Consider the following 13,886-nt stretch of genomic DNA (forward strand, 5'->3'; position numbering starts at 1 on the left):
GTTGTTGTCCTCGAAGTGCATCGTCGAATGTTGTTTTTGTTGTTCGAAGCCTTGGGTCGAAGCTCTAGGGTTGGCGGCTTCCCTCCTCACGCAACAGCGCCTGCAAGGTATCGAGACGGGCACCGTCGAAAGCCATCACGGTGCCTTGCTCGAACATCCGGCGCGCCAGCCCGGTCAGCACCGCACCGGGCGGCAGTTCGATCTGTAGACGTACGCCGCGCTCGTAAGCGCTTTGCACCGTGCCGCGCCAATCCACCACGCGGCACATGTTGAAAGCCAGGTCGTCGCGCAAGGCTTCGGTGTTGATCACCGGCCGGGCGCGACTGCCGCTGAGGTAACCGAGGGTCGGCGTATTCAGCGGCACCTTGGCGAACGCTTCAGCCAGAAGCTTTGCGGGCGCATCCAGTAACGGGCAGTGCGACGGCACGCTGACTGCCAAGCGCTTGGCCAGCCCTGCACCGCAATCTTTCGCCAACCCGGCGACGGCTTTCATCGCGGCGTCGCTGCCTGCAATGACGACCTGGTTGTCGGCATTGATGTTGGCCAGGTAAACCGGCGTGTCGATGCTGTGCACCTGCGCCAGCAAACCTTCCACCGTCGCAAGGTCCAGACCAATGATCGCGGTCATGCCGTAGCCCCGTGGATAAGCCTGCTGCATCAACTCACCGCGCAGGCTGACCAGATGCAGCGCATCGCTGAAGCTCAACGCGCCCGCCACCACCGCAGCCGGATAGGCACCGATGGACAACCCGGCGACGTAATCGGCTGGCAACGACAACTGCCGCGCAGCCGCCACGCCGGCGATCAACAGGCACAACTGAACGGCCCGCGTCGATTGCAACGCTTCGGCAGAATCCAGCAGCAGTACATCTTCACCGAGCACGTCACTTGCTTCGTTCAACGTTTCCCGAGGCAAACGCTGAAGCATGCCCGGCTGCTGCGCGCCCTGACCGGGGAACACCAACAAGCTGCTCACGCTGCTTGCTCCTGCGGGTTCCACGGATCGAGCACCAGACAGGCCTGGCTGGCGTTTTTGAGCAACACGCGATGCGACGAACCGGCCCATTCGCGCAAGGCGACGGCACCGAATGGCGTTTGCAGTTGCATGTCCACCACACAGGTGACGGTGTCGAGCGTCGCGACCAACGCCCGGGATTCGGCACGGCTCAGCGGCTGCGGTGTACGCAGGATCAAGTCGAGGTCGCTACCTTCGTGCAACGCCGTAAAACCACTCGCCAGTTCAAACCCGGCACTGCCGCTGACACCCCAGACCCAGCCGCACTTATCCAGCATTGGCCGCAGTTGCGTCAGGGCTCGAACGGCCGGCAATTCCCGGTCGATGTCGGCGTGGCAGAGCTCTTCCGGCGATACGCGACGGCTGATCGACGCGATCGCCATCGACGTCGCATAACGCTGCTCACGCAAACGTCCACGCACGCCGACTGCAACCTGCCCTGCCACCGACAATGCGCGCCGAACCACGACTGGCTGACCGGCACGGAGGGACTCAACCACCCACGCAGGCGCATCCGCAGGCAGTTGTTCCGGGGTCATGCCCCAGAGCAGATCGTGGGCCAGAAGCATGTTCACCACTGTTCCCTCAACAACTGGCGAACCTTGCTCGACGCCGCACGATTGGCTGCGCCGAGACGACCACTCAGGTCGTGTCCCTTCGCCGCCACATCGTCGATCGCCAGATTCAGGCATTCAGTCACCCGCGCCAGATCGCTCGCCGACGGCTGTTCGATCTGCTCCACCGATAAGGTTTCCCAGAGCAAACCAAGGCTGGCATAGCTGTCGATGTCATACGCCATTGGCGGCACGCTGGCGGCCAGGGTTTCCAGTTCTTCGACGCTGCGCAGCGTCACGCGCGCCGCCGATGCCTTGCCCATGGCATGCACCATCACGCCCGGATCACGCAGGGCAATCAACCGATTAGCCTGATAACCGTGGGCGAGAAACGCCCCGGACATGGCCTTGCCCACCAGCAAACCAATCACGGCATGCCCCGCCAGACGGGCGCGAGCATAACTGTCAGCGGCACCGGCCAGGGCTTGATGAATGCCGAGTGCTTCCTCACGGCGGCCATAAGCCTGACTCGGCACATCGACGATGGCGATCACGGCGCGTTTTTGCGGCTTGTCCTGATCAGCGGCGATGACTTCATCCACAACCTTGGCCAGACCCCAGCCTTCGAGCAAACCAACCTCGCCGTTACGGGCGCGTACAAACCGATTGTCGGGATCAGCCACCACAGCGATAAACCGCACCGGTTGCTCACCCAGAAATCCATCAGCCACTTTCAGCGACGCTGTCAAACCGTCGACCGCTTTGGCGCCAGCGCTCAAGGCGTTGAACCAGTTCAAGCCTCTCAGGGAATACGAACTCATGAGCGCTCTCCTTGATACAGATCGCGAACCACTGAAGGCTCGATTTGCGGTTCGGCGTCCAGACGCGCCAGCCGTTGCAGGAACAGTTCGGCCTGAGTGCTGCGCTGCTGCGCAGGCAAACCTTGCTGGAGCAATTCGCTGACCTGTTGGCGGATCTGCGCCACGTCGTCAGAGGCGTAGCGATCTACCAGCCCTGTGGCAAAACGCTGCTCGCCACCGGTCAGGCTCCAGATAAACGGACGATCCCGGGAGTCGTACTCCTCAAGCCCGGCTTCTTGTTCAATCACTTGCGGGCCGTTCAACCCGAGGCGCGCTTCCTGGGTCACCAGCAAGTAGCTGCACAACCCGGCGGCAATCGACATGCCGCCGAAGCAACCCACGCTACCCGCAACCACACCGACCACTGGTTGGTACTGGCGCAGGTCGACAATCGCCGCGTGAATATCGGCAATCGCCGCCAACCCGAGATTGGCCTCCTGCAAACGCACGCCACCGGTCTCCAGCAGCAACACGGCTCGGGTCGCAATGCCCTTGCGGTTATCTTCGGCGGCCAGTTCCAGCGAGCCGGCAATTTTCGCCCCGCCGACTTCACCGAGGCTGCCCCCCTGGAACGCGCCTTCGATGGCGGCGATCACCACCGGCAACCCGTCAATGCTGCCCTTGGCGATGATCACGCCGTCATCGGCCTGTGGCACCACACCTTGGCGCGACAGCCAGGGCGACATGACGCGTTGGAACGGGTCGAGCAATTCACGGAACGTGCCCGCATCGAGCAAGGCTTTCGCCCGTTGCCGCGCACCGAGTTCGACGAAGCTGTGTTTGGTCAGCAACGCTGCGCTGTCAGTCATGGCCGATCTCCTCGAAGCCTTGTTCCAGACGCAGGCGCACCACACCGGGGGTCGCGCCGAAATCGTGGATATCGATGTCCATTGCCGGTGGGGTCTGCCCGTCGAACATCCGCGCAAACAGGTGCTGCCAGCGTTGTTCGCTGCCATTGACCGAGGTCTGCACGGTGATGGTCAACTTGCCGGCCTGACCCGGTTCGATCAGCACTTCCAGATCGCCCGAACCGACACACCCCACCAGCGTGCGGCCGCGAGGCGGCTGCCCGGCTGGGAATTCAAAGGATAAGGTTTCCATCAAAATGCTCCCTGGATGAGGCCGTCGCCAGACTCGATGCGGTCGATGAACAGGCAGGCTGCGAGCAGGTCGGCAGCGCCGCCGGGCGAGGCATTCAACGCGATTAATTGTTGGTCCAGCTCATGCAACCGACGACGTCCGGCGAGGCTGGCACTGCCGCCCGCGTCGAGCACCGCTTGGGCACCGAGTTGCATGGTGTGCAGGCCTTCTTCCCCGGCGCGATACAGCACGCAGGTGTCGGCCAGGTTTGTCATGATCGCCAGCAGCGCATCGAGCCGGGCGTTCTGTTCGCCATGGCCGGTAGCGCGGCTGCGTTTGAGTTGCGGCAGTGCGCGTTGGGTCACGGCCGGGAACCCGAGTTGGGCTTCTTCACGGGCACCGCGCGCGCCGTAGCGAAGAGTGACCTGCGCGCCGTGACTCAGCGGACGCGGCGCGTAACGATCATCAAGCAAGGCAAGGCGTGCGGCGCGTAGAGAAATGGAGCTCGCGGCGGTGGATTGCGGCTCAAGCGCAACCGCGACGACCAGCAAGCCCAAGGCCCAGATCGCGCCACGGTGGGTGTTCACGCCGCTGGTGGTTGCGAGCATCGCTTGCTCGCCTTCACGACCGATCAGGCCAATCGCTTCGCGCAGCGGCAAACCAATCTCACCCATCTCAATGGCGGCTTCAGCCATTTCCTTGAACGCCGGCAACAACGCCAACGCCGAGGCGTGCATCAGCCCAAGGTGCAAATCGGTGTGGGCACCGTTGCCGCGACGGTCGACCAGTGCCGGTTTCGGCGACAGGTCGGCTTCGTCGATCAGCGCGTCCACCGCCAGGTCCGCCAGCCGTTCGGCCAGGGTCAGGGTTTTCGGTTGCAGGTTGAATGCGTGCATTACCAGCTCCTGAACTTGGCGGGCGGGTTGTAGAGGCCACCCGACCACTCGACCAGATCGGCCACGCTTTTCGCCGCGAGCAGTTCGCGGGTGGCGTCGGTGCGGCGAATGCCGAGGTCTTCGGGCAAGGCGATCAAGCCTTCGCGGCGCATGCGCGCGGTGTCTTTCGGGTTGTGGCGCAAGCCGATGGCGGTGACGCCAGCGACGGCGGCGATCATCGCCTGGCGCTCTTCCAGCGAGCGCGCCTTGTACAGATAGGCGATGCCTTCTTCGGTCAGCAGATGGGTGACGTCGTCGCCGTAGATCATGATCGGCGCCAGCGGCATGCCGCTTTTCTTCGCCACTTCAACGGCGTCGAGGGTTTCGACGAAGGTCGGTTTGCCGCCCTCCTGGAAGGTCTCGACCATTTGCACCACAAGTTTCTTGCCACGTTCGAGCATCGGTTCGGCCGCGTCGCCGTGGCGCATGTCGAGCCAGGCCGGCGTGCCGTGACGGCGACCGCGTGGGTCGTGGCCCATGTTCGGTGCCCCACCAAATCCGGCCAGGCGTCCCCGGGTCACCGTGGAAGAGTGACCATCGCCATCGACTTGCAGCGTGGCGCCGATGAACAGGTCCACCGCGTACTGTCCGGCAAGCTGACTGAACATCCGGTTGGAACGCATGGAGCCGTCACGTCCGGTGAAGAACACGTCAGGCCGGGCGGCGATGTAGTTTTCCATGCCCAATTCGGTGCCGAAACAATGCACGCTTTCGACCCAGCCGCTTTCAATCGCCGGGATCAACGTCGGGTGCGGATTGAGCGTCCAGTTGCGGCAGATTTTGCCTTTGAGGCCGAGGGATTCGCCGTAGGTCGGCAGGATCAATTCGATGGCGGCGGTATTGAAACCGATGCCGTGGTTGAGCGACTGCACATTGTGTTTTTCGTAGATCCCGCGAATCGCCATCATCGCCATCAACACATGCACAGGCTTGATGTGGCGCGGGTCGCGGGTGAACAGCGGTTCGATGTAGAACGGCTTGTCAGCCACCACCACGAAATCGACCCAGGAGGCGGGAATGTCGACGCGAGGCAGTTCGCTGACGTCGTCCACCAATTGGTTGACCTGGACGATGACGATGCCGTCGCTGAACGCGGCCGGTTCGATCAGGGCGGGGGTGTCTTCGGTACTCGCGCCGGTGTAGATATTGCCAGCGCGGTCGGCCATGAAACCGGCCGAGAGCACGACGTTGGGAATCAGGTCCACCACCAGCCGTGCGTAAAGCTCGATGTAGGTGTGGATCGCGCCGATTTCCAGCAGGCCGTCTTCAAGCAATTGGCTGATGCGCAGGCTTTGGGTGCCGCCGAAGGCGAAATCGAGTTTGCGGGCGATACCGCGTTCGAACAGGTCCAGGTGCTCGGCGCGACCGACGCTGGGCATGATCATGTGCAAATCATGCAGCTTGGCCGGGTCAGCCTTCACCAGTGAACGGGAAAGAAAATCCGCCTGCTTCTGGTTGTTGCCCTCCAGCACCACGCGGTCGCCGGGCAGGATCAACGCCTCGAGCGCCGCCACGATCTTGTCGGTGGGCAACACCACACCATCGGCGAGACCTCGCACCAGTTCGAGACGCCGCTGCTTCTCGCTGCGCCGCCGCGTCCATCGCGAGTCGGGGGATATTGTTGTTGTCATGACCACTCCACGGGTTCGCTGTCGTGGGGTCACCTTAGGAGCGTTGGGTGCGGGGCATCAATCAAGCAGAGCGGTGGATTGTTACGGTCAAAGTAATGGTTGCTCAATTTGACGCTATCGCGAGCAGGCTCGCCCCACGCAGGATCTACGTCACGCATTAAACCTGTGGGAGCGAGCCTGCTCGCGATGGGGACATCAAATCGTTTCGAAGCTTCCATTAAAGAATCACAGTCCAGCCATTTGCTGCTCCACGCGGATCAACAATTGCGCCGTGCATTCCAGCAACTGCCCCAGCAACGCCTCATCTTCATCCATATAGCCTTCGTACTCCGCCAGGTTGCGTCGTTCATGGCAAAGGGCGAATAGCCGAACCTGCACTTTGCCGAAGCCCGCAGTGTGAATCAGGCACTGGAAAACCAGGTAACGCTTGTCCGAACGGTAACCACACAGCCTAAGCGCCGTCAGCGCCATCCCATGGGCAGCGTTGTAGGCCAGATCAAATCGACTTGCGAACGAAAGCGACGGGGTTAGTGCATCCTTCAAGCGATCCGTTGCCGAACGCATCAAACCCTCACATTCCTTGCGATCCGGCGCCTCGGCCTTCAATCCACCACTACGTAAAAGATTCTCCAGATTCTCGTTGCTGCCCATCCTTGGACTCCAAAGGGCTTTCACCCATCAGGTTGATCTTTTCCTGCTGCGCAACCCGCATGACGAAGCTGTTTTCGGCCGACAGTTTTGCGACCCAGTCTTCTGGGGTATAGAGCGTCGGATTAAGGGTGCGGCCCAGATGTTCTTCCAGAGGCAAGAGCCGCTCCATCACATCACTGTAGTGCAGACCTTCACCGATGAGCATGAGATCAATGTCACTGGATGCGTTTGCCTGATCCTTGGCGATGGAACCGTAAACAAACGCCCATGTGAGTTGTTCGGCGAAGGGTTGTAGCGCGTCACGTAACGGCTCGGCGATACCGAACGTTTTCCGGGTGATACCCAGTAGTTCGGTATAAATCGGGCAATCGGGATTGGCTTGATAGTGGGTCTGGTTACCCAGTCGTGACATCGTCAGCACGCCCGCTCGTTGCAAGCGTTCCAGTTCGCGCATGAGGCTGCCTTTACCGACCTGAGCCCAGCGGGCTATTTCATTGGCGTAAAAACTTCGGTCAGGTTTGCCAAACAACAGGCCCAACACTTTTTGCTGGGTAGTGGTGAACAAAGCTTCACTCAGCGACAGGTTTTCCATGGCAACAACCGAAAGTCCCAAAAAGGGAACTTTAGGTCCCCTTATGGGAATCTTCAACCTTCAGATCAACCCCGCCCCCACCAGCAATTCCTCCAACGCCAACAAATCCGGCACCTTGGCCACTTGATCACCCACCTGCACCGCCGCTTTTTCCAGCGAGCACAACGGCACGTCGACATAGCTCAACTGGCTGTCGAGCTTGTAGGAGCGTGGGATCCCCTGAATCAGCATCGCCATGAATTTCACTTCAGGCCGACCGCCCAATGCATTGAGAATGACGATCCGCGCGCGCTCGCCAATGGCGATTTTGTGGCCGCACGCCGACTCGAAACTGAGTAATGGGATCTGCCGGTTACGCCACGTCACCCGGCCGAGATACCAGGGTGGCGTATCGAGGTCGAATGCCGCCGGTTGGTAATCGATCAGCTCGGCGACCGCGACGTTGGGCAGGATCAGGTTACGGTCGGCCAGGGGCAGCAGCAGGCCGGTGAGGTTACTGGTGCGCTGGCTCATTAGCCGTTCAAGCATGGGTTTTGCTCCACAGGGCAATGCTTTCGAGCAGTACCGATTCCTGGTACGGCTTGCCGAGGTAGTCGTTGACACCGATGGCCATGGCGCGGTCGCGGTGTTTTTGCCCGGTGCGCGAGGTGATCATGATGATCGGCAGGTGCTGCAAGCGCTCATCGTTGCGCACTTGGGTCGCCACTTCGAAGCCGTCCATGCGCGGCATTTCGATGTCCAGCAGCATCACGTCCGGCAGGTGCTCTTCGAGCAGCAGCATGGCATCGACACCGTCCTTGGCCGTCAGCACGTTCATGCCGTGACGTTCGAGCAAACGGCTGGTGACCTTGCGCACGGTGACCGAGTCGTCGACCACCATGACCAGCAACGGCCGCTGCGGTTCGACCTCCAGTTCATGGGTTGCCGGGCGCTGTGGCACGCGCGCTTGCAAGGCGCGGATGGGCGCCAGCAAATCCAGAATCAGCACCACCCGGCCATCGCCCAGAATCGTCGCCCCGGACACGCCCTGCACCGCCGAAAACTGTGGGCCGAGGCTCTTGACCACGATCTCGCGGGTGCCGGCCATGGCGTCGACCTGCACGGCGATGTGGCGCTCGTTGCATTGCACCAGCAACACTGGCAGCGGCAAGCTCTGGCCCAGCAATTTTGGCCGTGGACTGGTTTTCAGCAGCTCGCCCAGATAGCACAGCTCATAGCGTTGCCCGGCGTATTCATACGTCGGTGGATCAAGGCGGAAATGCCCTTCGAGTTCATTGGGCAAGACGCGGACGATGCCTTCGATGGTGTTCAGCGGGATCGCGTATTGATCTTCCCCGCAGTGCACCATCAGCGCACGGTTGACCGACACCGTGAACGGCAGGCGAATACGGAAATGCACGCCCTGCCCAGGCACCGAGTCGATGCTCATGCTGCCGCCCAGTTGCCGCACCTCTTCATGCACCACGTCCATGCCGACGCCACGCCCGGAAATCTGGGTAATTTTTTCGGCAGTGGAGAACCCCGGTTGCAGGATGAATTGCAGTACGTCGCGGTCGCCGATTTCACTGTTCGGATCGAGCAAGCCGCGCTTGATGGCTTTGCGTCGCACTGCTTCCAGCGGCACACCGGCGCCGTCGTCGCGGATATCGAAAATGATGTCGCCGCCCTCGCGCAACAGGTCGAGGGTGATCCGTCCCTGTGCCGGTTTGCCCGCTGCGACCCGCACTTCGGCGGATTCCAGGCCATGGTCCACGGCGTTGCGCAGCATGTGCTCCAGCGGCGCGGCCATGCGTTCGAGGACGTTGCGGTCCATTTCACCCTCGGCGTTGCCGACGATGAACTCGACGTCCTTGCCCAACTCCTCGGACACCTGACGGACGATGCGCTTCAAGCGCGGCAGCATCCGTTCGAACGGCACCATGCGCGTGCGCATCAGCCCTTCCTGCAACTCGGTGTTGATGCGGCCCTGCTGCTGGAGCAGGTTTTCCGCGTCGTGGTTGCGACGGTCCAGGGTTTCCTTGAGATCGAGCAAGTCGGAGGCGGATTCGAACAAGGCGCGCGACAGTTGCTGCAATTGTGAGTGGCGGTCCATTTCCAGCGGATCGAATTCTTCGTAGCCCTGGCGTTCGGCGTCGACTTGCTGACGGCTGAGGATCCGGCCCTGGGTTTCGGTATCGAGGCGGCGTAACTGGTCGCGCATCCGCTCGATGGTGGTTTCCATCTCGTTTAGCGTCACTTGAGCATCACTGACCTGCTGCTCGATTCGCCCTCGGAAAATCGACGTCTCGCCGGCCAGGTTGACCAGATCGTCGAGCAGCTCCGCCGAGACCTTGACCATGTCTGCACCGGCGTCGGGTTGCAGTACCGGGGTTTCGGTTTTTATGGCGGCGGGCAGCACGATGGGCGCAGTGGCAGCGCCAGGCACCACCGGATGGCTGAAATTCTTGATCGCATCGATCAGTCGGTCGGCTGGCGGCAATGGCTCACCGGCACGGGTGGCGTCGAGCATTTGCGCCAGTCGGTCATGGCTGCGTTGCAGCAACTCGAACAACGCCGAAGAGGGTTTCAGAACACCCGCGGACAAGCCTTCGTAGAGGAATTCCAGTTCATGGGCCAAATCGCCGATCGGCGCGATTTCCACCATGCGCGCACCGCCCTTGAGGGTGTGCAAGTCGCGCAACAGGGTTTCCACTTCCTGACGGCTCGAAGGCTCGGCCTGCCAACGCACCAGCGCCGCACCCGAGCTTTCGATGATGTCGAAACCTTCCTCGAGGAAGATGTCCAGCAACTCACTGTCGTGATGAGTCGAGTCGTCGCTCGCGGCGGGTTCGGCAACATCGGCACTGCCCACGTGGCCTTGCCTGAACGCTCGGATCGCTTCAATCAGTTCGTTTGGGTCGCCCAAGGGTTGATGCTGTTGCAACTGTTCAAGCATCAGTGCCAGACGGTCATGGCTCTGTTGGAGCAACTGCGCCAGCTCTTCGCTTTGGCTGTAACGGCGGTCCACCAGCCCTTGGTAAAGGCTCTCCAGTTCATGGGCCAGATCGCCGACCGGTCCGACCTCGGCCATCCGCGCGCCACCCTTGAGGGTGTGCAGGTCGCGTTGCAAGGACGACAACGGTGCGGCGTTGTGCGGCTCGCTCAACCAGCGCTGCAAGGCCTGGTTGGCGCTTTCGAGGATATCCACCGCTTCTTCGAGGAAGATCGAAACGATCTCGTCGTCCAGTTCTATTGTGGGAGCTGGCTTGCCAGCGATGGGCGTTAACGATGACGCGTTTTCATTGGATAAACGTGGCGCCTGTGAATCCATCGCTGGCAAGCCAGCTCCCACAGTGGTCTGTGCCGGTTTTTCCACAGCGGTTTGTGCCAATTCGGCGGTGGCATCGGACAGGTCGCGAATGCTCAGCGAACGGCTGCCGTCGCTGCGAATCAGCCCCATCGCCGACGGGTCGAGGCTCTGGTCGAGCAAACCGTGCAAGGCGCGAATCCGCTCCGGCTGCGGGCTGACTTCCTGGCCGGCAGCCAGCTCGTCGAGCATGTTGATCAGCGCTTCGTGGGCACTTTGCGCCTCATGGAAAAACGCTTCGCTAACCGCCAGGCTGCTTTCCTCCACGGCGCCGTACAGGTCAAGCAAGGCTTCGCAGAGTTCATCCACCGGATGCAAATCGGCCAGGTGCGCGCCTTCGCCAAGAGTGGTCAATTCGTCCAGCAACGCGCTGAGTTCCTGGCGCTCGCCGGGGTGCTGTTGCCAGCGCTGCAGCAGGCTTTCGGCGTCGAGCAGGATGTCCATGCCCTGGGCCAGAAAGTTGTTGATCAACTGCGGATCGCGCTTGATCCGTAGCCCGCTGCTCGGTGTGTTCGACAGGCTGGCCAGGCGTTCGACAAGCAAGGCCTGGGTGCGCTCAATCAACGATGCAGCGTCTGGAATCTCGGCCAACGGATCGCTCTTGAGCTGGCGCAAGCCGAGCCGGAACAAGCCTTCGGCTTCCAGCAGCACTTCGACTTCATCAAGGTCGAGGGCGATTTGGTGGGCCTTGTATTCCCGGGCCAGTTGATCGAGCGGCGCGGCCAGCTCGGCAATCGGCAAAACTCCGGCCATCGATGCGCTGCCCTTGAGGGTGTGCAAGGCGCGCTGTAATTCGTCGCTGGCCTGCAACGGCACGTGCTCGGCGGCCTGATCGAGAAAGCGATTGAGACTGGCCAAGTGGGTTTCGGCTTCTTTGCGGAAGATCTCCAGCAACAGCGGATCGAGGGCCGAGACGTCCTGGGTGTCTTCATCGGCAGCCAACTCCTCGCCCTTGGCCAGGGCATGGGCGTGGGCGGCCAATTGGTCGACGTCGTTGCGCTGGCGCTGGGCGTCGGCGGCATATTCAGCCACCAGCTCCGGCAGCAGCTCCACGACCTCGCCCAGGAGTTGCTGCACCGCAGCGCCCGGCGCGACGCTGTGTTCCAGCACCCGATTAAGCAGGTTTTCCATGGCCCAGGCCAGTTCGCCCAACACCAGCGCACGGACCATCCGGCCACTGCCCTTGAGGGTGTGGAAGGCACGGCGCACCTCACTCAGGGCTGAGGTGTTTTCAGGATTGGCCGACCAACGCGGCAAGTATTCGCGAAGAATCTCAAGGACCTCGTCAGTCTCTTCGAGGAACACTTCGCGCAATTCTTCATCCACCGGCTCTTCACCGGCAGGCGGCGGCAACAGGCTGCCCGGTGTGGTCAGGGCCGGAGGGTTCAGGGCGGAAACCGGACTGGCGAGCACATCGGCCAGGGTCTGCACGATGGCCGGACCATCCAGCTCCTGCATTTGTTGCATGACCTGTGCTTCGCTGGGGCTCAACACGTCCTCAAGCACCGGCACATGCTGTTCAGAGGGGAAGAAACCGAGGGACGCCAGGCTTTGTTCGGCGATATCGAGCAACTGCTCACCCGGCGCTTCCGGGTCATCGTTGAGGCGCTCAAGGTAGTATTCGAGGCTGGCGATCACGTCGGCCAGGCTGTCCAGTTCCTGCCAACCGGGCTGCCCCGGATCAAGCAGCAGATGCTCGCGGATGAAGTGGTTGCAGGTTTCGATCAGGCCCGCCGCGCGGCTCAGCGGAATCATCGCCAGCGCACCGCGCACTTGGGTCAACAAGGCCGGCAACGCCTGCAAATGCTGGCGGTCCCAATCGGCGTCGATGTAGTCGACGATCATGTCCTTGGCCTGTTGCAGGCAGATGCGTGCTTCCTTGATCACGATCTGATGGATCTGCGTCAGGTCGGTGGTCGGCAGGCGGCTTTCTTCCTGGCTTTCGGGTTCTACGGTGCCGACCATTCCGGCCAGTGTCGCCTCGACGTAAAGCAAGGCCCCGGCGACGTCCATGAGAATCGCATCATCGGGCGCACGCTGGCCCTGGGCGAGGCTCAGCACCACCGCCAGTTGATCGATGATGACTTTGCGCGGCTGGCCGAAGCCCAGCACCGCCAGGGTGTCGGCGATTTGCCGCAGCGGTGCCAACAGGCTCTCGAGATCGGAGGTGTGTTGCCGGTCACTGCGTACGAACAGGTCAAGGCGCTCCTTGACCCGCACCAGCTCTTCGCAGAGCGCCGCCAATACCGAGCGCATGGCGTCGCGGTCAGGACCGGCCAGCCGTGCGCGTTCTTCATCGACCATCGCGCTGTCCGGCAGCGCCTCGTCCAGTCCGTAGCGATCTTTCATGGTCAGCATCTGCCCGGTGGGGTGTTCGGCTTTGGCTATGTAGAACAGCAAGCTTTTGAGCAACTCCGGCGGTGCCGGTTGATTGATTGCGCGCATGCCCTGTTCGAGCAGGCGCTTGAGTTCTTTGTCGGCGTCCTTGAACAGGCTGCGCAAGGCCGGACTGTTGGCGATAGCACCGCCGCGCATGCCCTCGACCAGCGCCGAAGCGACCTGCCACAGCGGGCTCAGGGGCGCGCTGCCGCACAGGCTTTCGAGTCGGCTGAACACGGTCGCCAGATAACCGAGATGCGTGTCGTCATCCTGCTCGCGCAGCAAACCGACCAGAGCCATCTGCAACATCTGCCGCAACTTGCGCAGCACACTCGGCAGGTCTGCCGGTTCCAGCCGCTTCAGCGCTTCTTCATCCAGCGCTGGCAGGTCGGGCAGTTGCGGGCTGAACAGGCTGGTTTCCGACAACAGACTTTCACCACGAGCACTGCGCAAATCGTTGATCAGCGGCAGCACCACCAGCGGCAAATCGCGGCGGGCGCTCTGCACCCTGTCGAGGTAGATCGGCAGCTGGCCGAGCGCTTGCAGCATCAGGTGCAGCGCCTCGTCACGATGGCTGACGCGGTTCTGTTGCAGGGCGGTGGTCAACCGTTCCATCTCTTCGGCGAGCAGGGCCGCGCCGTAGAATTCGACCATCTGCAAACTGCCGTGAACCTGATGGATGCACGCCAGGCATTCGCTCAGGGCGTGCGTCGCCTGCGGGTCATCAAGCTGGGTTTCGATCGCGTGATGAGCCTGCTTCAGCGTTTCGGCAATCTCGCCTTTGACCCATTCAAGGGCCACATAGTCGTGCCGATCACCCATAACCACTCCAGTTCCCGCTTC

Annotated in this window: 11 protein-coding genes; all 11 read right to left on the reverse strand. The window is 61.8% G+C overall.

Features of this window, described 5'->3' with window-relative positions:
* Positions 1–64: 64 nt before the first annotated feature.
* Positions 65–976 carry a malonate decarboxylase subunit epsilon gene (gene mdcH, locus NL64_RS07585; protein WP_034147528.1) on the reverse strand — a complete coding sequence of 304 codons (912 nt, stop codon included), beginning with the start codon at positions 974–976 and terminating at the stop codon, positions 65–67.
* Positions 973–1,593, reverse strand: a complete 621-nt coding sequence (locus NL64_RS07590; protein ID WP_034147529.1) for a malonate decarboxylase holo-ACP synthase — start codon at positions 1,591–1,593, stop codon at positions 973–975. Before NL64_RS07590 ends, mdcH begins: the two co-directional genes overlap by 4 nt.
* Complete coding sequence (mdcE, locus tag NL64_RS07595) at positions 1,587–2,390, reverse strand: biotin-independent malonate decarboxylase subunit gamma (protein ID WP_034147530.1); 804 nt, start codon at positions 2,388–2,390, stop codon at positions 1,587–1,589. Before mdcE ends, NL64_RS07590 begins: the two co-directional genes overlap by 7 nt.
* Entirely contained in the window at positions 2,387–3,238 is an 852-nt protein-coding gene (locus tag NL64_RS07600; protein WP_034147531.1) for a biotin-independent malonate decarboxylase subunit beta, read from the reverse strand. Before NL64_RS07600 ends, mdcE begins: the two co-directional genes overlap by 4 nt.
* Positions 3,231–3,530, reverse strand: coding sequence for a malonate decarboxylase subunit delta (locus NL64_RS07605; RefSeq protein WP_034147532.1), 300 nt, complete (start codon positions 3,528–3,530; stop codon positions 3,231–3,233). The genes NL64_RS07600 and NL64_RS07605 overlap by 8 nt, the downstream gene beginning before the upstream one ends.
* Positions 3,530–4,405, reverse strand: coding sequence for a triphosphoribosyl-dephospho-CoA synthase (locus NL64_RS07610; RefSeq protein WP_034147533.1), 876 nt, complete (start codon positions 4,403–4,405; stop codon positions 3,530–3,532). The genes NL64_RS07605 and NL64_RS07610 overlap by 1 nt, the downstream gene beginning before the upstream one ends.
* Positions 4,405–6,075 (reverse strand): malonate decarboxylase subunit alpha, encoded by a 1,671-nt coding sequence (gene mdcA, locus NL64_RS07615; RefSeq protein ID WP_034147534.1) that lies wholly within the window; start codon positions 6,073–6,075, stop codon positions 4,405–4,407. Before mdcA ends, NL64_RS07610 begins: the two co-directional genes overlap by 1 nt.
* Positions 6,076–6,300: 225 nt before the next feature.
* Entirely contained in the window at positions 6,301–6,726 is a 426-nt protein-coding gene (locus NL64_RS07620; RefSeq protein ID WP_034147535.1) for a hypothetical protein, read from the reverse strand.
* Positions 6,689–7,318: a nucleotidyltransferase domain-containing protein gene (locus NL64_RS07625; RefSeq protein ID WP_034147536.1), complete on the reverse strand. Its 630-nt coding sequence runs from the start codon at positions 7,316–7,318 to the stop codon at positions 6,689–6,691. The genes NL64_RS07620 and NL64_RS07625 overlap by 38 nt, the downstream gene beginning before the upstream one ends.
* Positions 7,319–7,378: 60 nt before the next feature.
* Entirely contained in the window at positions 7,379–7,846 is a 468-nt protein-coding gene (locus NL64_RS07630) for a chemotaxis protein CheW (RefSeq protein ID WP_034147537.1), read from the reverse strand.
* Positions 7,839–13,865: an Hpt domain-containing protein gene (locus tag NL64_RS07635; RefSeq protein ID WP_034147538.1), complete on the reverse strand. Its 6,027-nt coding sequence runs from the start codon at positions 13,863–13,865 to the stop codon at positions 7,839–7,841. Before NL64_RS07635 ends, NL64_RS07630 begins: the two co-directional genes overlap by 8 nt.
* Between the last annotated feature and the right edge of the window lie 21 nt (positions 13,866–13,886).

Source organism: Pseudomonas fluorescens, from assembly GCF_000802965.1.
Classification (GTDB): Bacteria; Pseudomonadota; Gammaproteobacteria; order Pseudomonadales; family Pseudomonadaceae; genus Aquipseudomonas; species Aquipseudomonas fluorescens_A.